This window comes from Brevundimonas olei (assembly GCF_037055245.1).
Classification (GTDB): domain Bacteria; phylum Pseudomonadota; class Alphaproteobacteria; order Caulobacterales; family Caulobacteraceae; genus Brevundimonas; species Brevundimonas olei.
This window is the reverse complement of record NZ_CP146369.1, coordinates 2,830,718-2,856,807: the sequence shown is the minus strand read 5'-3', so window position 1 is coordinate 2,856,807 and position 26,090 is coordinate 2,830,718. Positions and strand designations below refer to the sequence as shown.

Genomic DNA, 26,090 nt, shown 5'->3' with positions numbered 1-26,090 from the left:
TACCGCCCATGACCAAGGTCTGCGTCGTCGCCGCCGGGGGCACCGGCGGCCATATGTTCCCCGCAGAGGCGCTGGCCCGCGAGATGGCGGCGCGCGGCTGGCGCGTGGTGCTGGCCACCGACAAGCGCGGCGAGCAGTACGCCCATGCCTTTCCGGCCGAAGAGCGTCTGGCGCTGGATGCGGCGACCGGGCGCGGTCCGATCGGCCTGCTGAAGGCGGGCGTCGCCATCCTGAAAGGCGTGGGGCAGGCCAAGGCCGCCTTCGACAGGCTGGGGGCGGACGTGGTGGTCGGGTTCGGCGGCTATCCGTCGGCGCCCGCCCTGGTCGCGGCGGTGGCGACGCGGCGGCCGACGGTGATCCATGAGCAGAACGCCGTCCTGGGCCGCACCAACCGGATGCTGGCCTCGACCGTCGGCACGGTGGCGGCGGCCTTTCCGACGCTGTGGCGGGCGCCGGCCAGGGTCGGCGCCCGCGCGCGCCTCGTGGGCAATCCGGTGCGGCCGGACATCCGCGCCCTGTTCGACCGGGCCTATGTCGCGCCGGTCGAGGATGGGCCGATCCATGTGCTGGTGACGGGCGGCAGTCAGGGCGCGCGCATCCTGTCCGAGACCGCCCCGCGCGCGCTGGCGGCCCTTCCCGAAGCCATCCGCAACCGGCTGAAGGTGCAGCAGCAGTCGCGGCCGGAGATGCTGGAGGCCGCGCGCCAGATCTATCTGGACGCCGGGATCGAGGCCGAGGTCGCGCCCTTCTTCCGCGATATGGCCGACCGGCTGTCGAAGGCGCATCTGGTGATCGGGCGGGCGGGGGCCTCGACCTGTTCGGAACTGGCCGTGGCGGCCCTGCCGTCGGTGCTGATCCCGCTGAGGATCGCCATGGACGACCACCAGACCCTGAACGCGCGGGCCCTGTCCGAGGCTGGCGCGGCGAAGGTGATCGCCGAGGACGATCTGACCGTCCAGAGCCTGACGGCGGCCCTGGAGGAGATGCTGTCCGATCCGTCGGGGCTGGCGGCCATGTCGGCGGCGGCGCGCTCGGTGGCGATCCCGGATGCGGCGCAAAGGCTGGCCGATCTGGTGGAGGCGGCGGTCCGATAAGACCCTTCTCCCCGCCGGGGGAGAAGGTGGGCGGCGAAGCCGCTCGGATGAGGGGGACGCTTCCGTCATCCAGACGGGTTGATGTGGGTGTGGGTCATTTGGCGTCCCCCTCATCCGTCTCGCTGCGCGAGCCACCTTCTCCCCCGGCGGGGAGAAGGGCTATGGTCGAGCCATGCCCCAGTTCGTCGTCGATCTGACCAACACCGTCTTTGCGCTCTGGCGCCAGTTCCACTGGCTGCCGGAATGGGCCGTGGTGTCGATCATCACCGTGGTCTTCGTCTTCATCGGGTGGGCGGCCAATCAGGTGGTGTTCGCCTTGCTGAAACTGGCGGTGCGCAACCGCGACGAATTCTGGAAGGGGATGCTGAAGCGCGCCCGGCTGAAGGTGCGGATCGCGGTGATGATCGTCGCCCTGGCCCTGGCCGTGACCGTGTCGCCGCTGGACCCGGAGCCGTCGCTGTTCATCCGGCGCACCCTGCTGTTCGGCTTCATCCTGGTGTGCGGCTGGATGCTGGCGGGAGCGGTGGACGCGGGGGCGGTGGTTCACCTCAAGAAGTTCAACATGGAGGCGGAGGACAACCTCTACGCCCGCAAGCACGTCACCCAGACGCGCATCCTGCAGCGGGTGGCCGCCATCCTGATCGGCCTGATCACCCTGGGGCTGGCGCTGTTGACCATTCCCGGCGTCAAGCAGTGGGGCCTGTCGCTGCTGGCCTCGGCCGGGGTGGTCGGCATCGTCGCCGGTCTGGCGCTGCAGCCCTTCCTGACCAATCTGATCGCGGGCATCCAGATCGCCACCTCCCAGCCGATCCGGCTGGACGACGCCGTCATCGTCGAGGGCGAATGGGGCCGGGTCGAGGAGATCACCTCGACCTATGTGGTGGTCAAGCTGTGGGACTGGCGGCGCATGGTCCTGCCGCTGACCTACTTCATCCAGAAGCCGTTCCAGAACTGGACCCGCGAGGATTCGCGCCTGATCGGCGTGTCCTTCCTCTATGTGGATTACGAGGCGCCCATAGACCGGCTGCGGATCAAGCTGGAGCAGATCGCCCACGCCTCGCCGCACTGGGACGGCGACGTGGTGGCTTTGCAGGTCACGGACGTCACCGAGCGGACGGCCCAGGTCCGCTGCCTGACCAGCGCGCGCAACGCCTCGGTCGCCTTCGACCTGAGGGCCGAGGTGCGCGAGAAGATGCTGGCCTTCATGCGGGACGAATGCCCCGAGGCCCTGCCGCGCGACCGGATGGATTTCGACCGCGAGCGCCGCCGTCCGGCGCGGCGCCCGACCGGCTACGACGAGTAGATCAGGCCGCCTGCATGGCCTTGCGGGCGCGCCAGAAGCGCAGGGTGCGCAGGGCCGCCTCGCGCGTCAGTTCGTTGTACATCCCGGCGTAGGCCCGGGCCTTGCCCATGGCGTTGTCGTCGGTATTCAGCAGCACCACGGCGTAGGTCAGGAACAGGGCGCGATCCAGGTCCGCCGCCTTGCAGATCACGGCCAGGGCGTCCAGCTCGCGCCGCTCGATGATCTGGCGGGCGGTGTGGAAGTCGACGTCGGCCAGTTGCGACAGGGCGATCAGGAAGGCGGTCTGGCCGCCCGAGCGCAGGAAGCGGGCCAGCACCTGGGGCGTCAGCTGACCGGCGGCGCGCAGTTCCTCGACATAGGCCAGGCTCTCGGCGTAGTCGGCGGGCAGGGCGCCGTCCTCGGCGGCGACGCGGGTGCGGCCGGCGGCCAAGGCGCTTTCCAGCAGGGCCGGGTCCAGGCGGGCGTTCTGCTCCAGGATGCGCTGACGCAGCCGGGCCTCGACGTCGAAATAGAGGTCGTTCAGCAGATCGGGCGGCAGGCTGGCGCGCTCGACCGTGACCGCGTGCAGGGCCGGGTTGGCGCGGGCGCGCTCGACGGCGGTCTCGGAGGCGGCGCGCGACAGGCTGGCGCCTTCGTTGCCGAGCAGGACGCCCAGGGTCTCGTCGTCGCCGCGTTCAACGATGGCGTCGGACACGGCCTCGGACACGGCGGCGCGGCGGCTGACGGCGCGCATATGGCCCTGGCCGCGCGAGCGCACTACGCCGATCAGATCGGCCTCGGTCAGCACCGGCGAGGCGCTGAGGACGGGGGCGGCGACGGTCTCGGCCTCATCATTGGCCAGGCGGCGGATCAACTGATGCGGGGCGTCCGGCGCCTCGGCGAACCGCTCGGCCAGTTCGGCGCGCACGGCCGTCTCCATGGCGTCGGTCAGGTCGGACAGGACGGCGCCGTAGAGGGCGGTCTCGGCCTCCGTGCGCTCGGCGGCGCCGAAGAAGCAGTCGGTCAGCTCGCGCAACAGGGCGCGGCGCTTGGGGCTCGACGCTTCCTGCGCCAGGGCGATCAGGTCGGGCAGGCGCGAGCCGGTCTCGGCCGGGGCGGCGGCGACGGGAGAGGAGGCGGCGCCGTCGCTCATGGCAGCATCGGCCCGTCGGTCACGGGATCGTCGGCCATGGGGGCCGCGCGCAGGCGGCCCTGGGCGTCGCGCATGACGGCGGGCGCTTCGGGCGGCTGGGCGAGGTCGTCCGAGGCGATCGGTTGATCCAGTTCGACCGGCAGGGCGTCCAGGTAGTTGGGCGCGGGCAGGGGCGTGGCGTCCGGCTGACGGCCCGCCTGGCGGTGGACCGAATAGTAGCGGGCGCCGCCTTGGGCCGGGGCGTCATCCGACACGGGCTGAGGCGCGGGTTGGGGCGCGGGTTGCGCCGCGGGCGTCGCGTTCGGAGCGGGAGGCGCAGGAGCGGGAGCGGGAGCAGGCGTCGGGGCGGCCGGTTGGGGCGTGTTCCGCTGCAGCTGGAAGATCGGCGCGTCGCGTCGAGGGGCCATCGGATCGAAGGCCGGGTCAGCCGGGACAGGTGCCGGCATGGGTTGCGGCGCCGGCTGGACGGGCGGTTGAACCGGAGGTTGAACGGGCGGCGCCGGTTCGAGAATGGGCGCGGGCGCGGGTTGGGGGACCGGTTGGGGCGCGGGCGCAGGCGCGACAGCGCGCGGGGCGGGCTGGCCCGGCGCGGGCGGCGTCGGCATCGGCCGCACGGGTTCGGGCATCGGCGCGGGCGTCGGCTCAGGCGCGGGCGTGCGCTGGACCGGCGGCGCGGGTTGCGGCTCCGGCTGGGATTGCGGGCGCGTCCAGGGGACGTGGCTGGGCGCCGGGGCGCGCTCCGTCGGCTGAGGCTGAGGCCGGGCCTCGGGCATGTAGGGCGCAGGGGCGTAGTCCGTCGGCGGCGGCGCGACGGGTTGCGGTTGAGCGGAGAGGGGCTGACGCGCCCAGGGCGCGGGTTGATAGGTCGGCTGATACGGCGCCGAGGGCGTGTAGGCAGGCGCGGGGGGCTCGCCCGGGGGCGCGACATAGGGACCCCAGGTCGCATCGGGATGGCTGGTCACCGGGCGGAAGTCCGGCGCGGGCGTCAGGGCGTTGGCCGAGGGCGGCGGGGCCGGGATCGGCGGCGGCGCGCCCCAGGTCTGGGCGGGCGTCAGCTGGCGGCTGTAGCCGGGCGCTCCGGCGCGCCAGGGATAGCCGCCATGCGGGATGACAGGCGGGCGCGCGACCGATGACGGGGCGTAAGAGCGGACGACGGGCGCCGCCGCATAGGCCGCCTCCGGCGGCGGGGCGAAGCTGTCGGCGGCGGCGGTCGGATAGGCGGGGACGGACTGGACGGACGGGTGGTTCTGGGCGCGGCCAGGCCAGGACAGGGGGCGTCCATAGGCGGCCGACGGATAGGGCGATTGGACGGTCTGGGAGGCGTCTTGCGGGACGCCCTGCGCCCAGGCGGCCGTGGCCGCGCCGAGCGCGGGCAGAAGGGCGGCTATGGTCAGGGGGCGGGGCACCGGCGCCTCGTGAAAGGTGAAGAGGTTCAGCCGACCAGCCTAGACGGCGCGGCTTAATCCTCGCCTAACGCCGGGCGGTCTTAGGGCGAAATCGGTTCACATGCGATCGCGCATGAACCCGGATAATGGTTTCGGGCGAAGGCCTAGCCGCGCGAGGGCAGGTACTGGCTGGTGAAGGCCTCGCGCCAGTCCGGGACGGACGAATAGGCGCTCTGGGTCTGTTCGGCGAAGGCTTGCCAGCGTTCGGGCGTCATGGCCCCCAGGCCGTAGAGCGCCGCATCGCCGCCGTCGACCATGGCCTGGGCGCGCAGGGCCGTACGCGCGGCGTCCAGCACGCGCTGGGGCAGGTCGGGATTGGCGCGGCGGATCAGGGCGTCGCCCCTGGCCCCGTCGCCGTGAACGTATTCGCGCCAGCCCTCGACCGAGGCGGCGATGAAGTCGCGCAGGGCCTGGCCGTTGTCGCGGGCGAAGGCGTTGGGCGCCAGCACCAGGCCGGAGTAGGAGGGGTAGCCGTCCTCGGCCGGGATCAGGACCAGGGGCTGGAAGCCGACCTCGCGCGCGATCGCCTCGGGCGCGCCGTCGGTCAGCCGCGCGATCAGGACGCTCTCGCGATCCTCGCGGAAGGCCTTCAGATTGTCCTCGGCCGCGCCGGCGCGGGCCTGGTCGGACGCCAGGTCGAAGCGGGCGCGCAGCCATAGCCAGAAACTGTCCTGGTCGCCGGGCTCCATCAGGATGCGGCGACCACGCAGGACGGTCAGATCCTCCAGCTCCTGGTCCGGATGGGCCAGCAGGACGACGGGATCTTTCTGCAGGAAGGCGGCCACGGCCTTGACCGGCGCCCGCTCGGCGACCAGCCGCAGGGGCAGGAAGCTGTCGCGTCCGACAGCCAGTTCGACCGCGCTGGCGGCCAGAAGGGCGGGGATGTCGGCGCCCGACGGCCCGCTCAGGATCTCGACGTTGAGGCCGCGCCGTTCATAGGCCCCGGTCGCGACGGCCTGATAGAAGCCGCCGTGCAGGGCGCCCGCCGGACCGCCCGCGGCCACCCGCAGCCGCACCCGCCCGGCCTCGTCTGTCTGAGCCGGAGTGCGGCCGCACGCGGTCAGGACGCCCAGGGCGGTCAGGCCGAGGGCGCCGGCCATCAGGCCGCGTCGGTGCAGGCGGGGGCGAGTCATCACGTCTAGGGTGTAGGGGGGCGGGCCGCGCTTGGAAAGGCGGCGGGCGTCGCCGGGACCGATTCCGGCTCGGAAATCGAGCGCCTGGCTCCGCAAGGCCGGCGCCGGAATTGAGCGAGGGGACGTAACCCTTGAACCAGACCGTCGCCGGTCGGATCGCGGATCGCGTCCCCTCGCCAAGTCCGGGTTGGACTTGGCCGCTATCGGGTCGGAACTCGGCCTCAGCGTCGACGGGCGAACCCGGCGTCGTTCGGCAACCCTTCCGTCGGCTCCTGGTCTTCGGCGTTCCGCAAGGCGAACCTCGCGCCGTCCGTCAATCCCGGCCTGGTTCTCCGTGATCCCTGCGCCGAAGCGCTAGAGGATCGGGAGCCTTGGCCCTGCGTCGGTGTTTCCGCGTCCTCCGAAGAGGCTTGGAACCCTGGGTCAGAGAGCCGGACCGGTCCGCTTGATTTCCGGGTCTCCCCGGATTTCCGCGCCGCCGTGTCCCTCGGCCTGTTGACGTTCCCGCGAAATCCGTTATTGGGCAAGCGCCCAAATCAGAGCGTCTGTGCGGAATTCTCCCGGACCCGGTGGGCAAGTCTGTGGATATCTGTGGGCGGACGGAATTCGCGAAGGCGGATCAGCGCCTTGTGTTGTCCACAGCAAAAAGGGGCCGCCGTGAGGCAGCCCCTCAATAGGCGACCGCCACCCGCTCGCAGGAGCGGATGGCGGCGGATCATCAGCGATTGCGGATGAAGGTGCGGATGTCGTTCGACAGCTTCTTCAGGTCGTCGTCGCGGACGTACATCATGTGGCCGGCGTGGTAGTAGTGCCACTCGATGCGGCCGTCGGTCGGGAAGCCCGGACGGTTCAGCGAATATTCGGCGCCGAAGAAGGGCGTGGCGAAGTCGTAGTAGCCTTGACCGACCCAGACGCGCAGGCCGCTGTTCTCACGCAGGGCGCGGCCGATATAGGGGGCCACGTTCAGATACTCTGCGCCGCCGCGCCCGGCGGACGGAAGGTTCCAGTCCCAGTTCCGGGTGCCGCCGATCGAGGAATAGACCACGTCGGGCGAATACTTCAGGCCCTCGCGCGACCAGGCGTTCATGGCGGCGGTATAGGCGCCGTCGATGCCGTAGAAGCTGGGGTCGTTGTCCGGGCGGTCGCCGGCGTTGTCGTAGTCGACGCCGGTGTAGCGGGTGTCCAGGCGGCCGATGGTCAGGCCGCGATCCCGCAGCAGCTCCTTGTAGAAGCGGCTGGGCGACAGGCGCAGGTTGGCGTTGCTCAGATAGGTCTGCGACACGCCGGTGTAGCGCGACAGCTGCTGCAGGATGGTCGCCCGCTCGTCGCCCGTCAGGTCGTTGCCCTTCAACAGAGCCGTGGCGTAGGGGCCGATGGCCCAGGCGCGGGCCTCGGCGACGAACTCCTCGACCGTGGCGGGCTTGTTGGGGACTTTGTCGTGATACCAGGCCGTTGCGGCCATGGAGGGCAGGTTGGTGACGTAGCCCAGCTCATTGCCCTGAGAGTCGGCGGCCAGGCTGAAGTCGAGGATCGACGAGATCAGCAGGATGCCGTTGATGGCGACGTCGGTGTATGTGCCTTCCAACTCATTGATGACGGCGGCCGAGCGGGTGGTGCCGTAGCTTTCGCCGCCGATGAATTTCGGCGCGTTCCAGCGGCCGTGCTCGTTCAGCCACAGGCGGATGAACTCGGCCATGGACTTGGCGTCCTTGGTCACGCCCCAATAGTCGGCCGGGTCCTTGTCGCCCAGGGCGCGGCTGAAGCCGGTGCCGATCGGGTCGATGAAGACGATGTCGGTGACGTCCAGCAGGGAGTCGACGTTGTCGATAATCGGATAGGGGGCGGCGCCGTCGTCCTTGGCGTCCGAGGGCACGACCACGCGCTTGGGCCCGAAGGCGCCCATGTGCAGCCACAGGGAGCCCGAGCCGGGGCCGCCGTTCCACAGGAAGGTGACGGGACGGTTGGGGTCCGTCGGGCCTTCCTTGATGTAGCTGTAGGAGACCATGGCCGCGAGCGGCTTGCCGTCCTTGTCCTTCAGATAGGTCTCGCCGGCGATGGCGCGGTAGGCGATGCGCTGACCGCCGAAGACGCCGGTGTGGCGGGTCTCGGACATGACGGGCGGCGGAATGGCGGCTTCGGTGCGGTTCGCGGCGGCGTCGGCGCGCGACGCGCCTTGAGGCCCGCTCTGGCCCCCGCTTTGCGCCATGGCCGGCCCGGCCAGGGCCAGCGCCGAAGCGGCGACGACAAGCAGTCTCTTCATGGATAAACCCCCAGTTGGTCTACGCGGCTCCCCCTCGAGAGCCGGGCGCGCGAACAACGCCGCCCAGCTTGAGATGAGGCGGCAAGCCGGGCCGAATGTAAACCGTGGGTTCCGGCCTAATCGCAGGAGAGTTGGCTGGACGCGGAGCAATTCCGCGAAGAATGTCCGGATAGGGCGAGGGCTGCCTCTAGCCCGCCAGGGCGGCTTTCTTTTCTTCCAGCTCCAGCCAGTCCAGTTCGGCGGCCTCCAGTTCGGCGCGGGCCTTTTCGGCGGCGTTCATGGCGCGGTCGAAGGCGGCCGGGTCGCGCGCATAGAGGTCGGGATCGGCCAGGAGGGCGTCCTGTCGGGCGATCTCGACCGGCAGGGTGTCCATCAGTTTCTCGACCTCCTCCAGACGGCGGGCGTCCTTGTAGGAGAGCTTGACGGTCTTTTTGGGGGCGCGGTCAGAAGGCTCCGCCTTCTCGACCCGACGCGCCCCTGGGGCCTCGGCGTGGGTCGGGGGCGGGGCGAGGAAGCCGGGGTTCTGACGCAGGAAGTCCTGCCAGCCGCCGGGGGTCTCGACCACGTCGCCGCGACCGTTCAGGGCGATGGTCGAGGTGGCCAGACGGTCGACGAAATCGCGGTCGTGCGACACCAGGATCAGGGTGCCGTCGTAGGATTCGAGCAGTTCCTCCAGCTTCTCCAGCGTGTCCATGTCGAGGTCGTTGGTCGGCTCGTCGAGGATCAGGAGATTGGCGGGCTGGGCCAGCGCCCGCGCCAGCAGCAGACGGTTGCGCTCGCCGCCCGACAGGGTGGAGATGGGCTGTTTCAGCTGGGCTTCCTGGAACAGGAAGTCCTTGGCGTAGGCGGCGACGTGCATGGAGCGGCCGCGCACCAGGATGGAGTCGCCACCGCCCGGCGTCAGGGCGTCCCACAGGGTCATGTCCGACTTCAGCCCCTCGCGCGACTGGTCGAGGTAGAGGGGTTCGAGGTTGGCGCCCATGCGGACGGTTCCCTCGTCCGGGGTCAGTTCGCCCAGCAGCACCTTGACCAGGGTGGTCTTGCCCGCGCCGTTGGGGCCGACGATGGCCAGCCGGTCGCCGCGGATGATGCGGGTGGTCAGGTTCCTGAAGATGGTCCGGTCGCCGAACGCCTTGCTGACGCCCTTGATGTCGGCGACCAGCTTGCCCGAGACGGCGCCGGAATCGACGCCCAGGTTCAGCTCGCGCGGCAGATCCTTGACCCGCTCGGCCCGGTCCAGACGCATCTGCTGCAGGGCGCGGGCGCGGCCCTCGTTGCGGGTGCGCTGGGCGGTGATGGAGCGGTAGAAGGTGTAGGTCTCGGCCTCGATGCGCTTGGTCAGGCGGCGCAGGGATTCGGCCTCTTCGTCCATGACCTTGGCGGCCCAGTCGTCGAACTCGACGAAGCCCTTGTTCAGGGTGCGGACCTTGCGGCCTTCCAGCCAGTGAACGGTGTCGGTGACGCGGTTCAGGAAGGCGCGGTCGTGGCTGACCACCAGGAGGGCGAACCGGGCCTGGATCAACTCGTTCTCCAGCAGTTCGATGGCCAGGATGTCGAGGTGGTTGGTCGGCTCGTCCAGCAGCAGCAGGTCGGGCTCTTCGGCGAAGGCCTTGGCGAGGGCGGCGCGGCGGATCTCGCCGCCCGACAGGCCCTGGGTGGACTTGGCCGGGTCGAGGCCGAAGGTCTCCAGCCAGCTTTCGGCGGTCCAGCGCTCGGCCTCGCCCGAGGCGGCGTAGTCGGCGAGCGTCTCGCCGGTGATGACGGGCTCCTGCGGGACATAGGCGAAGCAGGTGCCGGCCTGGACCGAGCGGTCGCCCGAGTCCGGCTCGATCAGGCCCATGACCACCTTCATCAGGGTGGATTTTCCCGCCCCGTTGCGGCCGACCAGGGCGGCGCGGCTGCGCGGCTCCATCGCCATGTCGACACCGTCGAACAGCGGGCGGGGACCGTCCTGAAGGCGGACATCTTTGAGAGCGACGAGGGGGGGTCTGGCGGCCATGGGGGCGCATATAGCGACTGACCGGCGCTTCGGCCATCGGCGTTGACGCTTCCCTGACGGCGGGCTGTAGTCGCGGGCGATGACGACGGAGGGTGGAATGGATCTGAGCGCCTCGGCAAGAGACGGTCGCGCCGCGAAGAGGGGGCCGGGCCGGGGCTGGTACGCCTTGGCGGCGCTGCCCATGATCTGCGGGTTCGCGGCCATGGGCGCGGTGCTGTTCACGCAACTGCCGAAGCTGGATGACGGGCTGGAGCAGATCGTCGTGCCGGGCGCGCGCGAACTGCGGCTGGAGCCGGGCCGGCACACGGTCTTTCTGGAGTACCGCAGCGTCGTTGACGGCCGGGTCTATGCGGTCGATCAAGTGCCCGGTCTGGCCGTCCACGTCGAGGCGGCGGACGGCGCGCCGGTGGCGGTGAGCGCGCCCATGGGAAGCTCCACCTATTCAATGGGCGGACGTCAGGGCGAGGCGATCAATGTGTTCAGCGTCGAACGGGCCGGAATCTACAGGATCTCGGCCGACTATGATGGGCAGGTCGGGCCGCAGACGGTGATCGCCGTGGGACAGGGCTTCATGGGGCAGTTGTTCGCCACGGTCTTCCTAGGGCTGGGGGCCGTCTTCCTGGGCATGATCCTGACGGTGGCGACTGTGGTCGGGGTCTATCTGGCGCGGCGGAGAGCGAGACAGGCCTGAGCGAGTCTCGGCTTGACGCATACCGTCCAGTTGGTATGTAAAGCGTCATGGACACGCAGACCCTCCGCCGCACGCCCGAAGACACCCGCCGCCAGATCATCGAGGCGGCCATCGAACTGGCCGCCGAAGAGGGGGCGATGGCGGTGACGCTGGACGCCGTGGTGGCGCGGCTGCCGTTCAGCAAGGGCGCCCTGCTGCATCACTTTCCGAACAAGCTGGCCCTGCTGGAAGGGGTGATCGACTATCTCGCCACCGAGATGGCGGCCGCGGTGCTGGCCGAGGCGGCGCGCGACCCCAATCCCTATGGCCGCAACGCCCGGGCCTATCTGCGGGCGGTCGTCAATGAGCCGGCCACGGAGCGGGACGTCAGCATCGGTCGGGCGGCCCTGGCCGCCTGCGCCATAGAGCCGAGCCTGATCCCGCGTTGGCGTGCGGCGATGAAGACCCTGGCCGCCGATGACCCGGAAGACCTGGCAGGCAAGGACGACGCCCTGATGCTGCGGCTGATCGCGGACGGCCTGTGGATGACCGACCTGTTCGGCACGCATGAGGTGTCGCCGGAGCAGAGGAAGGCTCTGCTGTCGCTGCTGACGCCGGGCAGCCTGCTGACGGACGCCTATGGGGGAGCGGCCGCGTGAACCCGACCACCTGGCTGGCCCTGCTGGGCGCGATCGGCTTCGAGGTGATGGGGACGACCCTGTTGCAGCAGTCGCAGCAGTTCACCAGGCCCTGGCCCACGGCGGGGCTGGCGGTGTGCTACGGGATCGCCTTCTATCTGTTGACCCTGGCGCTGAAGCAGATGCCGGTGGGGCTGGCCTACGCCATCTGGAGCGGGCTGGGGGTGGTGCTGATCTCGGTGATCGGCCTGTTCCTGTTCAAGCAGAAGCTGGACGCGCCCGCGATCATCGGCCTGGCGCTGATCATCGGCGGGGTGGTGGTGATCAACGTCTTCTCCAAGAGCGTGACGCACTAGGCAGAGGGCGACAGATGCGCCCTGGAGGGGTATAGGGCGCGGCCATGAAATCCACGCCTGCCAAGCCGTTCTGGGAAACCAAGACGCTCGCCGAGATGTCTCCGGCCGAGTGGGAGAGCCTGTGCGACGGCTGCGGCCTGTGCTGCGTCATCCGTTTCGAGGATGAGGACACGGGCCAGATCATTCCGACGCACGTCCACTGCAAGCTGTTCGACCCGGACCGCTGCACCTGCACCGATTACGCCCAGCGCCAGGCCGAGGTGCCGGACTGCGTGCAACTGACGCCGGACAATATCGAACGGCTGAAGTGGATGCCCCTGTCGTGCGCCTATCGCCGCTTGCACGAGGGACGGCCGCTGGCCTGGTGGCATCCGCTGGTGTCGGGCGACCCGGAGACGGTGCACGCGGCGGGGGTGTCGGTGCGCCGCCAGACGGTGTGCGAGACGGCGCTGAGGGAAGCCGAGGACGCTCTCGATTTCGAGGCGCCGGAGTGGATGGCCGAGCGGGGAACGCAGCCCCGGCCAGCCTGATCGGGTCCGCTAACGAATATTTCGGGGTTAGGCGCGACAAGGAACAACCGAGCGGGGGGAAACGCGAGTTGTCATTCACCAAGAGCATAGAGGCGTTGGAAGGCCCGGGCGGGCCGTTTCAGCGCCTGGTGGATTTCGCCGCGACCCTGTTCGATTGCCGGGCGGCGGTGGTGACGCTGCTGACCGAGCGGGACGCGGTCATCCGCTCGAGCGCGGGCGTGTGCATGCAGCGCATTCCGCAGGAGGACAGCCTGGCGCCCATCGTGACGGCGATGGGCCCGGGGGCCACGCTGGTGTCGACCGATCCCCGGGGCGACCCGCGTCTGAAGAACCATGCCCTCGTCCGCAAGACGCCGCATCTGAGGTTCGTCGTGGTCGCGACCCTGTGCCATCCGGCCGGGCGGCCGGTCGGCGCCTTCAGCATCCTGGACGACCGGGAGCGGCCGGAGCCGACCTCGAAGCAGATGGAGCAACTGGCCAGTCTGGTGGGCATGGCCGAGGACATCATCGCCGGTCTGGACGCCGCGCGCATCCGGGACGAGCGGCTGGAGACGCTGCGCCTGGTCGAGCAGATGTCGGGCGTCGGCCACTGGCGGCTGGACCGGAAGCGGCGGGTGATGGAATGGTCCGACGAGGTCTATCGCATTCACGGCGTCGAACGCGGCCGGTTCGTCACGGATCTGGACCAGACGCTGGCCTTCTATGGGGAAGAGGACAAGGCGCGGCTGGGCGAGCTGATCGAGACGGCCCTGACCGAGGGCCGCCCCTATATGGCCAAGCTGACCCTGATCCGGGCCGACGGCGAGGAGCGGCGTGTTCTGACCCACGCCGAGACCGAGCGCGGAGAGGACGGCCAGGTCTCGGCCATCTTCGGCGTCTTCCAGGACGTGACCGACCAGGAAAAGGTGCTGGAGCGGGCGCGCCGCGACGAGGGGCGTTATCGCCTGCTGGCCGAGAATGTCGGCGACGTCATCACCCGCGTGAAGATGGACGGGTCGAGCAAATACATCTCGCCCGCGATCAAGCAGCTTCTGGGCTGGACGCTGGAAGAGATGAGCGGCCAGTCCACCGACTATGTGCACCCTGAGGACAAGCACCTGGTCCTCAAGGCCATCGGCGAGGCGGTGAAGACCGGAACGCCCACCCGCCTGGAGCATCGCGCGGTGCACCGGGACGGCCATACGGTCTGGGTGGAATGCACCTTCAAGGCGCTGAAGGACGAGCACGGCCACGTGGACGACGTGGTGGTGGTGATCCGCGACATGACCCAGCGCAAGCTGCTGGAGGACGAGGTCATCGAGGCCAAGGAGCGCGCCGAGAAGGCGGCCCGGGCCAAGAGCGAATTCCTGGCCAATATGAGCCATGAGCTGCGGACGCCGCTGACCAGCGTCATCGGCTTTTCGGGTCTGCTGCACGGTTCGGAGCACCTGCCGCCGGAAGAGCGCATCTATGTCGAGCGCATCGCCACGGCGTCGGAGGCCCTGCTGGGCGTCATCAACGACATCCTCGACTATTCCAAGCTGGAAGCCGACGCCATCGAGATGGACCCTGAGCCGTTCGACACGCGGGCCCTGGTGGACGGCGCCGCCGCCATCATCGAGAGCCAGTGCTCGCTCAAGGGGTTGATCCTGCGCGTCGTGGTCGCCGCCGACACGCCCGAGCGGCTGACCGGCGACAAGGGGCGGCTGAGGCAGGTGATGCTCAACTTCCTGTCCAATGCGGTGAAGTTCACGGCGCGCGGCGAGGTGACGCTGGAACTGGGCGGCCGGTTGGACGAGAACGGCCAATGGCGGATGCGGGCGGCGGTCCGCGACACCGGCATCGGCATTCCGGCCGAGAAGATCGAGGAGCTGTTCCACCGCTTCACCCAGGCCGACGCCTCGACGACGCGGGTCTATGGCGGGACGGGGCTGGGGCTGGCCATCTCGCGCCGTCTGGTCGAGCTGATGGGCGGAGAGATCGGCGTCGACAGCACGCCGGGCCAGGGCTCGACCTTCTGGTTCGAGGCGCCGTTGGCCGTGGCCGCCGCCGGTGACCAAGTGATCGAGACACGTCAGGGACGAGCGGCCGAGCAAACGATCCGGGGCCGGGTGCTGATGGCCGACGACGCGGCGGCCAACCGCGAACTGGTCAGCGCCATCCTGCGGAATCTGGGACTGGAGATCGACACGGTCGCCGACGGCGCGGAGGCGGTCCATGCGGTCCAGTCGGGCGCCTACGACCTGGTGTTGATGGACGTGCATATGCCGGTCATGGACGGGCTGAAGGCGACCCGCGAAATTCGCCGGATGCAGGCGGGGAGCGGGCGCCGGACGCCGATTCTGGCCCTGACCGCCAACGTCCAGGCCGAGCAGGTTACCCGCTGCCTGGAGGCGGGCATGGACGGCCATCTGGCCAAACCCATCCAGATCGCGGAGCTGGCCGCAGCCCTAACCCGGTGGCTGTCGGGCGGCGATCCGGCGGCGATGGCGGTCTAGGCGTCGGCCATTGCGTCGCGGCTATCGCAGCCGAGGGCGCGGATCCCTGTGATTTCCCGGCTTTGGGAGGTTCTGGAGGCTGTTCGCCAGCCTGAGGACGCTGGTCCGCTATGGTTCGGTCATGGCGGGAAAAGGGGACGAGGCGGGGCGGGCGGCGGCGGTCGCGCAGTGGCTGGACGGCGCCCTGGCGCGGCTGATGCAGGCGACCGATGAGGCGATCGCCGTGGTGGCCGCCGCGGAGCCTCCGGCCGACGTGGCCGAGGCCGAGAAGCGGGGGCGCGCCATCGGCGTGCTGGCCCGCACGGCCAAGGCGGTGGCCGCGCTGGCGGCGGCGTCACCTCGCAGGACCCGCGATCCCGAAGAGGACGGAATGAGCGAAGACGATCGTGAACTCAGCGACGACGAAGAACGGACCGTGCGGGCAGAGCTCGAGTCTCGTCTCGATCATCTTCTCGGGGTCGCCGAGCGCAAGGGATTTGGCGCAGCAGCGGCTGAAACAGGCGACGCGCGAGGAACTGCTGCGGCTGCTGAAGGCGACGCCGAGGCTGAACGACGACCAGGTCTGGCCGCCGCCTGATACGGATTGGCGGACCTGGGTGCTGCTGGGCGGGCGAGGGTCGGGCAAGACCTTCGCAGGCGGCTTCTGGATGAACGAACTGGCCAAGGCGAAGGATCGCACCTTCGCCCTGGTCGGACCGGCGCTGCACGATGTGCGCGAGGTGATGGTCGAGGGGCCGTCGGGACTGAAGGCGCAGGCGCCGGGCGACAACCGGCCGCGCTGGGAGGCGGGGCGGCGCAGGCTGGTCTGGCCCTCGGGCGCGGCGGCCTATGCGTTTTCGGCCGAAGACCCGGACAGCCTGCGCGGGCCGCAGTTTCACGCGGCCTGGGCGGATGAGTTCTGCGCCTGGAGGAACATAGAGGCGACGCTGTCGAACCTGAGGTTCGGGCTGCGGCTGGGGGCGGACCCGAAGCTGGCGATCACCACGACGCCGCGTCCGATTCCGGCGCTGAGGCGGTTGCTGGCCGAGCCGGGGGTGGTGAAGGCGCGGCTGGCGACCAAGGATAATGCGGCCCATCTGGCGCCGGGGTTTCTGGGTCATCTGCAGGCGCTCTACGCCGGGACGCGGCTGGAGGCGCAGGAGATGGAGGGGCTGGTGGTCGAGGCCGACGGCGCCCTGTTCCGGGCCGAGGATCTGGCGCGGGCGCGGGGGAGCCGGCCTGCGCGGTTCGAGCGGGTGGTGGTGGCGGTCGATCCGCCCGCCAGCGCCCATGGCGACGCCTGCGGGATCGTGGCGGCGGGGCGCAGGGACAGGACGGGCTATGTGCTGGCGGATCGTTCGGCGCGGGGGCTGTCGCCCGCCGGATGGGCGCGGCGCGTGGCCGAGACGGCGCGAGAGTTCGACGCCGACCTGGTGCTGGCCGAGGCCAATCAGGGCGGGGAGATGGTGCGGACCCTGCTGGGGCAGGCGGACTGTCCGGCGCAGGTGAAGCTGGTGCACGCCAGCCGGTCGAAGAAGGCGCGGGCCGAGCCGGTGGCGGCGCTGTATGAGCAGGGGCGGGTGGTCCACTGCGGGGCGTTTCCGGCGCTGGAAGAAGAGATGATGGCGCTGGGGAGCGAGACGCCGGGGGCGAAGAGCCCGGACCGAGCGGATGCGCTGGTCTGGGCGCTGACGCATCTATTGCTGGCCGGGAAGACGCAGCCGAGGTTGCGGGCGCTCTAGCAGTTTCCTTCTCCCACAAGGGAAGAAGGAAGAAAATAATGGAGATTTCAATGGATTGGCGACGACCGTTCGGTCGGCGGCGCGTTGCTGCGCCCGAAATCAAGGATAGCCGCACGGGGCCGCTGATCGCCCTGACGGGGGCGGGGCGGGCGCGGTGGACGCCGCGCGACTACGCCCATCTGGCCGACGAGGGGTTCGGCAAGAACGCCGTGGCCTATCGCTGCGTGCGGATGATCGCGGAGGCGGCGGCCTCGACGCCGCTGATGGTGATGGTCGGGGGCGTGCGGACGGCGGATCATCCGCTGGCGCGACTGATCGACAAGCCCAATCCCGAGCAGTCGGGCGGGGAGTTGCTGGAGGCGCTGTACGGCGCGCTGCAGACGGCGGGCAACGCCTATGTCGAGGCGACCGGGGACGCCGACGGGGACGGGGCGCCGGACGAGCTGTGGGCGCTGCGGCCGGACCGGATGAAGGTCGTGCCGGGGCGGGCGGGCTGGCCGGAAGCCTATGAGTATGCGGTCGGCGGCCGGTCGGTGCGAATCGCGCGGCATGGCGACGGCTGGTCGCCGGTCATGCATCTGAAGCTGTTTCATCCGACGGACGATCATTACGGATTTTCGCCGCTGGAGGCGGCGGCCTTCGCCATCGACGTGCACAACGCCTCGGGGGCGTGGAACAAGGCGCTGCTGGACAATGCGGCGCGGCCGTCGGGTGCGCTGGTCTATGGCGCCAAGGACGGGGAGCGCCTGACGGCGGATCAGTTCGAGGCGCTGAAGGTGGAACTGGGCGAGGCTCATGCCGGGGCGCGCAACGCCGGGCGGCCTCTGTTGCTGGAAGGCGGGCTGGACTGGAAGCCGATGAGCCTGACGCCGCACGACATGGACTTCATCGCCGGGAAACACGCGGCGGCGCGGGAGATCGCCCTGGCGTTCGGCGTGCCGCCGCAGCTGCTGGGGATTCCAGGGGATGCGACCTACGCCAACTATCGCGAGGCCAACGCCGCCTTCTGGCGGGGGACGGTGATTCCGCTGGTGAGGAAGGCGGCCGGGGCGATGACGGGGTGGTTGGGCGGGCGGTTGAACGACTGCCGGATTGAGCCGGATCTGGACGCGGTGCTGGCGTTGCAGGTCGAGCGGGACGCGCTGTGGGCGCGTCTGAATGCGGCGGGGTTCCTGACGGATGAGGAGCGGCGCCGGATGGCGGGGGTGGAGGCATGACGGATTGGAAGAAGGCGCCCGTCGCCCTGATCGCGGCCTTGCTGGTGCAGACCATTGGCGGACTGGTGTGGGCGGGCGGTGCGGCGGCGCGGATCGCGACGCTGGAGCAGCGGGTGGACGAGCAGAGGCTGGTCGCCGAGCGGCTGGCGCGGCTGGAGGCCCAGGGCGAGGCCGTGCGCGCGGCGGTCGAGCGGATCGAGCGACAGCTGGAGGGGAAGTGATGGCGCAGGGATTTCTTCCTCCCCTTCATGGGGAGGGTGTCGGCGCAGCCGACGGGTGGGGCGGGGAGAGCAAGTCGGGTCTGGCGTTTCATCAGCCAAGCCGTCCCCACCCGGCTTCGCCTGACGGCTCAGCCACCCTCCCCATGAAGGGGAGGGAGAAGGGGGCGCTGGCCATCCAGGGCTACGCCTCCCTGTGGGGCGTGGCCGATCTGAACGGCGACGTGACGGCGCGCGGGGTCTTCGCGGACAGTCTGGCGAAGACCGGCGCGGGCGGGGTGCGGATGCTGCATCAGCATGAAAGCCGCGCCGTGGTCGGCGTCTGGGACCGCATGGTCGAGGACGAGCGCGGCCTGTGGGTCGAGGGGCGGATCGAGGACTGGTCCGCCGAGGCCCGCTATGCGGCCGCCCTGACGCGCGCCGGAGCGCTGGACGGGCTGTCGATCGGCTTTCGCGCGACGAAGGCGCGGCGAGACGGGCGGCTCAGGGTGCTGAGCCGGGCGGAGTTGTGGGAGGTGTCGCTGGTGACGTTCCCGATGCTGCCGGGCGCGCGGTTCAGGATGCTGGGGCCTGACGCCTGACGGCCTATCGGTCGGCCAGATGGGCGGCGATGCGCTCGGCGGCCTGAGGCGGGGTGCAGACCTCGGTGTCGATCGTCAGCGCGGCGGGCGGCATGGCGGCCAGGCTGGCGTCGAACTCGGCGCGAAGGCGGCGCAGCAGATCGACCGACTGAAGCTTGCCGAAGGCGGCGCGGCTGGGCTGGACGATCCGGCGCTCCTGTTCCTCTGGCGAGACGGTCAGGGCGATGAAGGCGACGACGCCGCCGAACGGTTCGATCGTCGCCTGGACGCGCGCGGGAAAGCCGGGGGCCACCGTGGCCTCGGGCGCGAAGGTGAAGATGAGGGAACGCTCGTCGCGGGCCGCCTCGGCGAAGGTCTGGAGCCAGAAGGCTTCGCGCAGGCGAACGAACGGCTCGGAACCGAAGTCGAACACGGCGCTGACGGCGTCGACGACGAAATGGTTGTGAAACAGCGGCAGGCCGGTCAGGCGCGCCAGTTCGCGGCCGATGGTCAGCTTGCCCGCGCCCGCAGGGCCGTAGAGGAAGACGATCTGCATCGTTCAGAACCTCGAGGCGAGCAGGCGATCGTCCGGCAACATCCATCCTTCCAGCATTGAAGGGGCAGGCTACCACGCCTGAGCCGGTGCGCGAAGGGTAAGGCAGTTCCGGGCCTGGCCCGGTTGACGGCGCGCCGCAGGACGGTCGCGCATTTTTCTGGAGAGACCATGAAAGAGACCAAGACCGTCTCGGGGCATCCCGAGGCGCGCGCCGCCATGCATGAGATGATGGCCGCGTTCGAGGCGTTCAAAGGGGCCAACGACGCCCGTCTGGACGAGATTGAGAAGAAGGCTTCGGCCGATGCGCTGCTGGAGGAGAAGGTGGCGCGCATCGATCAGGCGGTGGCTCAGGCGCAGGCGCGCATGGACCGTGCGCTGAGCGAGAGCCGCCGACCGATGCTGGGCGCCGAGCCGCCCGCTGTGGTCGCCGCGCCGGAGGCCAAGGCGGCGTGGGACGGCTATATGAAGTCGGGCGCCTCGCACGGGTTGGAGCTGAAGGCGGGGCTGTCGTCGGCGTCGAACTCGGCGGGCTATGTCGTGCCGCCGGAGACGGAGCGGGCCATCGAGCGTCGTCTGATGGCCGGGTCGCCGATGCGCGAGATCGCCACGGTGCGCACGGTCGGCTCGGGCGTGTTCAGGAAGCCGGTGTCGACGGCGGGCGTCCAGGCGGGCTGGGTGGCCGAGACGGCGGCGCGCCCGGAAACGGACCCGGCGACGCTGGCGCTGTTGGAGTTCTCGTCGGCCGATCTTTACGCCTGTCCGGCGGCGACGCAGAGCCTGCTGGATGACGCCTTGATCGATCTGGACGAATGGCTGGCGGCTGAGGTCGAGGACGCCTTCGCGGCGCAGGAGACGGCGGCCTTCGTCGGCGGCGACGGGGTCAACAAGCCAAAGGGCTTTCTGGCCTATGACACGGCGACCGAGGGGACGCAGACCTGGGGCCAGATCGGCACGGTCGTCTCGGGCGCGGCGGGCGGTTTCGCCAGCGCCAGTCCGGTCGATAAGCTGATCGACCTGATCTATGCGCCCAAGGCCCAGTATCGGCCGAATGGGCGTTTCGTGATGAACCGACGCACGGTGTCGGCCGTGAGGAAGTTCAAGGACGCGGACGGGAACTACATCTGGTCGCCGGCGACGCGGCCGGGCGAGACGGCGAGCCTGCTGGGCTATCCGGTCACTGAGATCGAGACCATGCCGGATGTGGCGGCCAACAGTCTGTCGATCGCCTTCGGCGATTTCTCGCGCGGCTATCTGATCGTGGATCGGGCGGGGGTGCGGGTGCTGCGCGACCCCTATTCGGCCAAGCCCTATGTACTGTTCTATACGACCAAGCGTGTCGGCGGCGGGGTGCAGAACTTCGATGCGATCAAGCTGATGAAGTTCGCGGCTTCGTAAGGGCGATGACGGGCTTCCTTCTCCCCTGCGGGGGAGAAGGTGGCTCGCGCAGCGAGACGGATGAGGGGGACGGGGGCGGCGCGCTCTCGGTCAGCCGGTCGTCTGTTGAACCCTTCCCCTCATCCGAGCGCCTCCGGCGCCCACCTTCTCCCCCAAGGGGAGAAGGCAGCAGAACATTGGAGATTTGAATGAGCGCACCCGTGAGCCTCACGGAGGCGAAGCTGTTCCTGCGCGTCGAGCATGAGGCGGAGGATGGGCTGATCCAGACCCTGATCGACGCGGCCAGGGCGCGGGTGGAGGGGGAGGTGGGCCTGAGCCTGACCTCGACCTCGCCGGCGCCGCTGAGGTTGGCGGTGATGATGCTGGTGATGCGCGCCTTTGAGCGCGGCGAGAGCGAGATGTCGGCGGCGCCGGTCGAGGGGTGGATCGCGCCCTATCGTGTGGTGCGGCTTTGACTGGGGCGATGAAGGTGGTGGCGGCGCTGGTGCGGCCGGTGGCGGCGCAGACGCCCTATGGCGGGCAGGTGGTCAGCTATGAGCCGGTCGGGTCGCTGTGGCTGGCGCTGGGCGCGCGCAGGCGGCGCGAGCGGACGGAAGCGGGCGTGACGCGCGCGGTGGAGACGCTGAGCGCCACGGTGCGGGCCGATCCGAGGCTGGAGGAGGGGCTGGTGGCGCGCTTCGGCGGGGCGGACTGGGCCTTGGTCGGGATCGAGACCGATCCGAAGGCGGCGGGCCGGGTGCGACTGAACCTGGAGCGGATGCGATGAAGGATCATGAAGGGGCGCTGGTGAAGGCGCTGATCGCGCATCTGGGCGACGACGGGGCGCTGAAGGCGTTGCTGGGCGATCCCGTGCGGGTCTGGGATGAGGCGCCGCAGGGGGCGGGGTTTCCGCATCTGGTGATCGGGCGGTGCGAGAGCCGACCGCTGAACGCGGACGGCGGCGGGGTGGAGCAGCGGCTGACCCTGACTTGCGCCAGTCGGTTCAGGGGGCTGGAGGAGGCGCGGGCCGTGACCGCGGCGGTGCGGGCGCGGCTCGCCGATGCGCCGCTGGAGGCGGACGGGGTGAAGGCGGTCAGTCTGGGCGTGACGTTTACGGACCTGTTCCGCAGCCCGGACCTGAAGCGGGCGTGGGCGGTGATGCGGCTGAGAGCCGTGACGGAGGAAATCTGAGATGAGCGCGCAACGGGGCAAGGACATCCTGCTGAAGGTCGAGGGCGCGGGCGGCGCTTTCACCACGGTGGCGGGACTGAGGGCGAGGGCGATCTCGCTGAACGCCAAGACGGTGGACGCGACCGACAGCGACAGCGCCGGACGGTGGCGCGAACTGCTGGCGGGGGCGGGCGTGAAGTCGGCGGCGGTGTCGGGGCAGGGGATATTCCGCGACGCGGCGTCGGACGCCCTGATCCGCGAAGCCTTCTTTGAGCAGGCGGCGAAGACGTGGCGGCTGATCGTGCCGGACTTCGGCGTGCTGGAGGGGCCGTTTCTGGTCGCGGCGCTGGAATATGCGGGCGAACATGAGGGCGAGGCCAGCTTTGCGCTGAGCCTGGCCAGTGCGGGCGAAGTGACGTTCTCGGCGCTGTGATGGTGAACGGCGTGCGGGGCGAGGTCGTCGCTGGGCTGGCGGGGGCGGAGCGGAAGCTGTGTCTGACGCTGGGGGCCTTGGCGGAGATCGAGACCGGGCTGGGCGTGGCCGGGATGGCGGCGCTGGCCGAGCGGATGAAGGCGCTGTCGGCGGGGGATCTGATGGTGGTGCTGGCGGCCTTGTTGCGCGGCGGCGGCGAGGGGGCTCTGGCGGATGAACTGGCGAGGGCGCCGGTCGATCCGCGTGAGGCGGCGGAGGCGGTGGCGAAGGCCTTTGCGGCGGCGGCCTGATGACTCCGTGGGGAGAGATGATGCAGGCGGCGGCGCGGATGGGCGTGGGGCCGGAAGGGTTCTGGCGCCTGTCGCTGAAGGAGTGGCGGATGCTGACGGCGGGGCCGGTTCAGGCGGCGCCGCTGGGGCGCGGCGAGCTGGAACGGATGCAGGAGATGTGGCCGGATGACTGATGGTTTCAGGCCGGACGGAATCGACGCCGTGCCGGTGAAGGCGGCGGAGGCGGCGGCGGCGTTGGAGGCGCTGAAAGAACCGGCGGAGCGGGCGGCGGCCTCGATCGAGGACGCCTTCGGGCGCGCGGGGGCCAGCCTGACGAAGTCGCTGACGCGGGCGGCGGCGGATGGGGAGGTGACGCTGGCCGAACTGGCGCGGGCGGTGCTGAATGCGGTCAATGCGGCGGCGGGGACGCGCGGCGGCGGGCTGAGCGGGGCGATAGCGGCGGCGCTGGGCGGCTTCGGCGGGGCGCGGGCGGACGGCGGCCCGGTGCTTGGCGGCGGCGCCTATCTGGTCGGAGAGCGCGGACCGGAGGTGTTCCGTCCGGAGGGCGCCGGGACGATCGAGCCCATGGGCGGAGCGCCTGGTGTCACGGTGAACGTCACGGTGGACGGCGGGGCCGAGGGACTGTTGCGGTCAGAGACGCAGATCGCACGGATGCTGGCGCGGGCGACGGCGTTGGGGGCGCGCTGAAGTCGCGAGGCGCCGTGCGATAGCGCAACAAAAAGGGGCGCTCCGGAGAGCGCCCTTTAAAGCTTATTCGCCCTTGGGATTCGGGCCGTATTTGTTGTCGCCGGGCTGGCTGTCGGCGATGCCGATCCAGAGCCAGAAGCCGATAGCCACCAACCAGGTCAGGCTGAGGATGCCTAGGGCGGGGCCGAAGGTGCTGAAGATGACGGCGGGATCCTCGTTCTCCAGAGCCTGGGCGTTCATGAAGGCCGAAACGCCGATCGACATGAAGGCGAAGACCCAGCCGCCGATCATGACGACGTAGGGGATGGCGATGAGCCAACCCGCCTTGCCCATGTCGTGCAGGCGCTTCACGCCGATGGCGAGGTGCGGCCACAGCAGGACGAGGCCCAGCAGGTTCAGGAACGGGATGAAGTTCAGGACCAGGCCCACGCCGAACAGGATCAGCCAGCTGATCCAGAAGTGCTGACGGCGCAGGCGGCCGTTGAAGGAAAAGAGAGCCGTGGCGAAGTCATAGGCGCCGAGGGGGGCGCCGCCCGTCGACGAGGCGGCGGCCTGGCCGAAGGCCGCGGCGGGGGCGGTGGAGGCCAGGATCATGATCTGGGTCGCCTCCATGCCTTCCGGCACGAAGTCGACGCGAGCGCCGACGGCGACGGTTCCGCCAGCCTGGATGTCCGCGCGCGTGAAGCCGTAGCGGATGCTGTCGTCGCCGCTGATCAGGCCCGTGCCCGAGACGTCGTCATAGCTGAGAATTTCGCCGCGCACGCGGATCTCCTGTCTTGTTTCCGGCTTGGCCGTGTTGTGACGAAAGCATGGCTGAGCCTGGCCGTTCGGACAACCCGAAGACTGCCGTCGGGTGAAGTTTTTCGCGAAACGTTCGCAATCTGTCCCGCGACGGGACGCAATCCACATCAAGTAGCGAGGACGCATGGCCTTTCATGAGGTGCGCCTGCCTGCGCGGCTGGCGTTCGGCTCGACCGGCGGGGTCGAGCGGAGGACGGAAATCACGACGCTGGCGTCAGGGTTCGAGCGGCGCTCGACGCCCTGGGCGGACGGGCGCAGGCGCTATCTGATCGGGGCAGGGTTGCGGTCGCTGGACGACATGGCGGCGCTGACCGCGTTTTTCGAGGCGCGGCGCGGGCGACTGCACGGGTTCCGGTTTCGCGACTTTGCGGACTTCAGGAGCGGGGCGCCGGGGGCGGCCGTGGCGCCGCTGGATCAGGGGATCGGGACGGGAGACGGGCAGGCGCGCGTCTTTCAGTTGAGCAAGGCTTACGGCGATCACCGACGCCTGATCGCCAAGCCGGTCGAGGGATCGGTGCGGGTCGCGGTGGCGGGCGTGGAGACGGCGGCCTTCTCGCTGGAGGCGACGACGGGGCGGGTGACGCTGGCGACGGCGCCGCCGGATGGCGCGGCGGTGACGGCGGGCTTCGCCTTCGACGTGCCGGTGCGCTTCGACGCGGACCGGATGGAGGTGACGCTGGAGAGCTTCGGCGCCGGGCGGATGGTCGCCATGCCTCTGATCGAGGTGCGGGTCTGAGCCATGCGGAATGTTCCGGACGAACTGGCCGCCCGCATCGAGAGCGGGGTGGCGACGCTGTGTCATGTCTGGCTTCTGAGGCGGGCTGACGGGCGGGCGATGGGCTTCACCGACCATGACCGCGATCTGGAGGTTGAGGGCGTGGCGTGCCGGGCGGCCAGCGGCTGGACCGGCGGGGCGGGCGACGGCGAGGTCGGGCTGTCGGCGGGTGCGCTGTCGGCCTCGGGCGGGCTGGATGATGCGGCGATCACCGAAGAGGACATAGCGGCGGGGCGGTATGACGCCGCCGAGGTAGAACTGTGGCGCGTGGACTGGATGCGGCCGGACCTGAGGGTGCGGCTGTGGAAGGGAAGGCTGGCGCGGATACGGCGTGAGAACGGGCGTTTCGTCGCCGATCTGGACGGGCCGATGGCGGCGTTGGAGCGGGTGGTGGGGCGGACCTATGGCCGGGGCTGCGACGCGGTGCTGGGCGACGGGCGTTGCCGATTGGGCGCGGCGGCGGTCGCGGGCCGCAGTTGCGACAAGCGGTGGGCGACCTGCGTGGGGGTCTTCGCGAACGGGGTCAACTTCCAGGGATTTCCGGACATTCCGGGCGAGGACTTCCTGACGGCGCGGCCGGTGGCGGGACGCAATGACGGCCGGAGCCGCAGGCGATGAGGGGCGGCGCTGATTTCTCCCTCACCGTCCCGGGGAGGGTGGTTGAGCCGAAGGCGAAGCCGGGTGGGGGCGGTGCGGTTGGGCAAGCGCCGCGTCCTGATCACCTGGTCCTCCCCACCCGGTCGCTGCGCGACCACCCTCCCCATGAAGGGGAGGGAGAGGCGTGGCGCGCGCGGGTCGTGGCGGCGGCGCGGGGGTGGCTGGGGACGCCCTATCGGCATCAGGCCAGCGTGAAGGGCGAGGGGGCGGACTGCCTGGGCCTGGTGCGTGGCGTCTGGCGCGAGGTGGTTGGCGAGGAGCCGGAGGCGCCGCCGCCTTATCGCCCCGACTGGGCCGAAGTCGGGGGCGAGGAGACGCTGTGGGCCGCCGCGCGGCGGCGTTTGGTGGAGATCGCGCCGGAGCAGGCGGGGCTGGGCGACGTGCTGCTGTTCCGCATGGCGGCGGGGTGTCCGGCCAAGCACTGCGCGATCCTGAGCGCCGAGCTTTCCGAGAGCATGGGGGGGCCGGAGCGGCGGATGATCCACGCCTATTGGGGGCGGTCGGTGGTCGAAAGCTGGATGGGCGCGTGGTGGCGCAGGCGTCTGGTCGCGGCGTTTCGCTGGCCCGAAATTTCGGCCTGAAGTTTAAGAAGGA

30 protein-coding genes are annotated in these 26,090 nt (G+C 70.2%); 23 read left to right on the top strand and 7 right to left on the bottom strand.

The window, feature by feature from the left end; translation table 11 throughout:
- Positions 1–8 precede the first annotated feature (8 nt).
- Together murG and V8J38_RS13935 are read left to right on the top strand one after the other, a co-directional pair.
- Positions 9–1,094: an undecaprenyldiphospho-muramoylpentapeptide beta-N-acetylglucosaminyltransferase gene (murG, locus tag V8J38_RS13940; RefSeq protein ID WP_338576478.1), complete on the top strand. Its 1,086-nt coding sequence runs from the start codon at positions 9–11 to the stop codon at positions 1,092–1,094.
- A 172-nt stretch (positions 1,095–1,266) separates the two neighbouring features.
- Positions 1,267–2,397, top strand: a complete 1,131-nt coding sequence (locus V8J38_RS13935) for a mechanosensitive ion channel family protein (protein ID WP_338576476.1) — start codon at positions 1,267–1,269, stop codon at positions 2,395–2,397.
- A gap of 1 nt (position 2,398) precedes the next feature.
- On the opposite strand, the gene V8J38_RS13930 is transcribed toward V8J38_RS13935, so the two are convergent.
- The 5 genes from V8J38_RS13930 to V8J38_RS13910 form a co-directional block, all read right to left on the bottom strand.
- A complete protein-coding gene (locus tag V8J38_RS13930; protein ID WP_338576474.1) occupies positions 2,399–3,529 on the bottom strand; it encodes a DUF2336 domain-containing protein in 1,131 nt (376 codons plus the stop codon).
- Positions 3,526–4,935 (bottom strand): hypothetical protein, encoded by a 1,410-nt coding sequence (locus V8J38_RS13925; protein WP_338576472.1) that lies wholly within the window; start codon positions 4,933–4,935, stop codon positions 3,526–3,528. Before V8J38_RS13925 ends, V8J38_RS13930 begins: the two co-directional genes overlap by 4 nt.
- 143 nt (positions 4,936–5,078) lie before the next feature.
- Positions 5,079–6,107, bottom strand: a complete 1,029-nt coding sequence (locus V8J38_RS13920; RefSeq protein ID WP_291777893.1) for an ABC transporter substrate-binding protein — start codon at positions 6,105–6,107, stop codon at positions 5,079–5,081.
- A 718-nt stretch (positions 6,108–6,825) separates the two neighbouring features.
- Positions 6,826–8,367 carry a S10 family peptidase gene (locus V8J38_RS13915; RefSeq protein ID WP_338576471.1) on the bottom strand — a complete coding sequence of 514 codons (1,542 nt, stop codon included), beginning with the start codon at positions 8,365–8,367 and terminating at the stop codon, positions 6,826–6,828.
- Positions 8,368–8,554: 187 nt separating this feature from the next.
- On the bottom strand, positions 8,555–10,366 hold the full coding sequence (locus tag V8J38_RS13910) for an ABC-F family ATP-binding cassette domain-containing protein (RefSeq protein WP_338576469.1): 1,812 nt from the start codon (positions 10,364–10,366) through the stop codon (positions 8,555–8,557).
- Between the two features lie 97 nt (positions 10,367–10,463).
- On the opposite strand from V8J38_RS13910, the gene V8J38_RS13905 reads away from it, so the two are divergent.
- From V8J38_RS13905 to V8J38_RS13860, 10 genes are all read left to right on the top strand, one after another.
- Positions 10,464–11,057: a hypothetical protein gene (locus tag V8J38_RS13905; RefSeq protein WP_338576467.1), complete on the top strand. Its 594-nt coding sequence runs from the start codon at positions 10,464–10,466 to the stop codon at positions 11,055–11,057.
- Positions 11,058–11,104: 47 nt separating this feature from the next.
- Positions 11,105–11,695, top strand: a complete 591-nt coding sequence (locus V8J38_RS13900; RefSeq protein ID WP_312220329.1) for a TetR/AcrR family transcriptional regulator — start codon at positions 11,105–11,107, stop codon at positions 11,693–11,695.
- On the top strand, positions 11,692–12,030 hold the full coding sequence (locus tag V8J38_RS13895) for a multidrug efflux SMR transporter (protein WP_338576463.1): 339 nt from the start codon (positions 11,692–11,694) through the stop codon (positions 12,028–12,030). The genes V8J38_RS13900 and V8J38_RS13895 overlap by 4 nt, the downstream gene beginning before the upstream one ends.
- Before the next feature lie 44 nt (positions 12,031–12,074).
- A complete protein-coding gene (locus tag V8J38_RS13890; RefSeq protein WP_291777912.1) occupies positions 12,075–12,560 on the top strand; it encodes a YcgN family cysteine cluster protein in 486 nt (161 codons plus the stop codon).
- A 68-nt stretch (positions 12,561–12,628) separates the two neighbouring features.
- Complete coding sequence (locus V8J38_RS13885; RefSeq protein WP_338576460.1) at positions 12,629–15,037, top strand: hybrid sensor histidine kinase/response regulator; 2,409 nt, start codon at positions 12,629–12,631, stop codon at positions 15,035–15,037.
- 121 nt (positions 15,038–15,158) lie between these two features.
- Positions 15,159–15,614: a hypothetical protein gene (locus V8J38_RS13880; protein ID WP_338576458.1), complete on the top strand. Its 456-nt coding sequence runs from the start codon at positions 15,159–15,161 to the stop codon at positions 15,612–15,614.
- Complete coding sequence (locus V8J38_RS13875; protein ID WP_338576456.1) at positions 15,514–16,758, top strand: DNA-packaging protein; 1,245 nt, start codon at positions 15,514–15,516, stop codon at positions 16,756–16,758. Before V8J38_RS13880 ends, V8J38_RS13875 begins: the two co-directional genes overlap by 101 nt.
- Before the next feature lie 50 nt (positions 16,759–16,808).
- The gene (locus V8J38_RS13870; RefSeq protein WP_338576454.1) at positions 16,809–17,975 is read left to right on the top strand and encodes a phage portal protein; all 1,167 of its coding nucleotides are present in this window, start codon (positions 16,809–16,811) and stop codon (positions 17,973–17,975) included.
- Positions 17,972–18,196, top strand: coding sequence for a hypothetical protein (locus V8J38_RS13865; protein ID WP_338576452.1), 225 nt, complete (start codon positions 17,972–17,974; stop codon positions 18,194–18,196). The genes V8J38_RS13870 and V8J38_RS13865 overlap by 4 nt, the downstream gene beginning before the upstream one ends.
- A 143-nt stretch (positions 18,197–18,339) precedes the next feature.
- Entirely contained in the window at positions 18,340–18,774 is a 435-nt protein-coding gene (locus V8J38_RS13860; protein ID WP_338576450.1) for an HK97 family phage prohead protease, read from the top strand.
- Positions 18,775–18,778: 4 nt separating this feature from the next.
- Here V8J38_RS13860 and V8J38_RS13855 read toward each other — a convergent pair whose 3' ends face one another.
- On the bottom strand, positions 18,779–19,309 hold the full coding sequence (locus tag V8J38_RS13855) for an AAA family ATPase (RefSeq protein WP_338576448.1): 531 nt from the start codon (positions 19,307–19,309) through the stop codon (positions 18,779–18,781).
- Positions 19,310–19,477: 168 nt separating this feature from the next.
- On the opposite strand from V8J38_RS13855, the gene V8J38_RS13850 reads away from it, so the two are divergent.
- From V8J38_RS13850 to V8J38_RS13815, 8 genes are all read left to right on the top strand, one after another.
- Complete coding sequence (locus V8J38_RS13850) at positions 19,478–20,704, top strand: phage major capsid protein (protein WP_338576446.1); 1,227 nt, start codon at positions 19,478–19,480, stop codon at positions 20,702–20,704.
- A gap of 188 nt (positions 20,705–20,892) precedes the next feature.
- Positions 20,893–21,159, top strand: a complete 267-nt coding sequence (locus tag V8J38_RS13845) for a head-tail connector protein (RefSeq protein ID WP_003169080.1) — start codon at positions 20,893–20,895, stop codon at positions 21,157–21,159.
- Complete coding sequence (locus tag V8J38_RS13840; protein ID WP_338576442.1) at positions 21,156–21,470, top strand: phage head completion protein; 315 nt, start codon at positions 21,156–21,158, stop codon at positions 21,468–21,470. Before V8J38_RS13845 ends, V8J38_RS13840 begins: the two co-directional genes overlap by 4 nt.
- Positions 21,467–21,874: a DUF3168 domain-containing protein gene (locus V8J38_RS13835; protein ID WP_338576440.1), complete on the top strand. Its 408-nt coding sequence runs from the start codon at positions 21,467–21,469 to the stop codon at positions 21,872–21,874. Before V8J38_RS13840 ends, V8J38_RS13835 begins: the two co-directional genes overlap by 4 nt.
- A gap of 1 nt (position 21,875) precedes the next feature.
- The gene (locus V8J38_RS13830; protein ID WP_291777951.1) at positions 21,876–22,286 is read left to right on the top strand and encodes a phage major tail protein, TP901-1 family; all 411 of its coding nucleotides are present in this window, start codon (positions 21,876–21,878) and stop codon (positions 22,284–22,286) included.
- The gene (locus V8J38_RS13825) at positions 22,286–22,576 is read left to right on the top strand and encodes a GTA-gp10 family protein (protein ID WP_338576437.1); all 291 of its coding nucleotides are present in this window, start codon (positions 22,286–22,288) and stop codon (positions 22,574–22,576) included. The genes V8J38_RS13830 and V8J38_RS13825 overlap by 1 nt, the downstream gene beginning before the upstream one ends.
- Complete coding sequence (locus tag V8J38_RS13820; protein WP_338576436.1) at positions 22,576–22,749, top strand: phage tail assembly chaperone; 174 nt, start codon at positions 22,576–22,578, stop codon at positions 22,747–22,749. The genes V8J38_RS13825 and V8J38_RS13820 overlap by 1 nt, the downstream gene beginning before the upstream one ends.
- Positions 22,742–23,263 (top strand): phage tail tape measure protein, encoded by a 522-nt coding sequence (locus V8J38_RS13815; protein ID WP_338576434.1) that lies wholly within the window; start codon positions 22,742–22,744, stop codon positions 23,261–23,263. The genes V8J38_RS13820 and V8J38_RS13815 overlap by 8 nt, the downstream gene beginning before the upstream one ends.
- A gap of 63 nt (positions 23,264–23,326) precedes the next feature.
- On the opposite strand, the gene V8J38_RS13810 is transcribed toward V8J38_RS13815, so the two are convergent.
- Positions 23,327–24,025 carry a DUF805 domain-containing protein gene (locus V8J38_RS13810; protein ID WP_338576432.1) on the bottom strand — a complete coding sequence of 233 codons (699 nt, stop codon included), beginning with the start codon at positions 24,023–24,025 and terminating at the stop codon, positions 23,327–23,329.
- 163 nt (positions 24,026–24,188) lie between these two features.
- Between V8J38_RS13810 and V8J38_RS13805 the strand changes: the two genes are divergently transcribed.
- The 3 genes from V8J38_RS13805 (at position 24,189) to V8J38_RS13795 (ending at position 26,077) form a co-directional block, all read left to right on the top strand.
- Positions 24,189–24,800, top strand: a complete 612-nt coding sequence (locus V8J38_RS13805) for a DUF2460 domain-containing protein (RefSeq protein ID WP_338576430.1) — start codon at positions 24,189–24,191, stop codon at positions 24,798–24,800.
- A gap of 3 nt (positions 24,801–24,803) precedes the next feature.
- Positions 24,804–25,457: a baseplate hub protein gene (locus tag V8J38_RS13800; protein WP_338576428.1), complete on the top strand. Its 654-nt coding sequence runs from the start codon at positions 24,804–24,806 to the stop codon at positions 25,455–25,457.
- A 179-nt stretch (positions 25,458–25,636) separates the two neighbouring features.
- Positions 25,637–26,077, top strand: a complete 441-nt coding sequence (locus tag V8J38_RS13795) for an NlpC/P60 family protein (RefSeq protein WP_338576426.1) — start codon at positions 25,637–25,639, stop codon at positions 26,075–26,077.
- Positions 26,078–26,090: the final 13 nt, after the last annotated feature.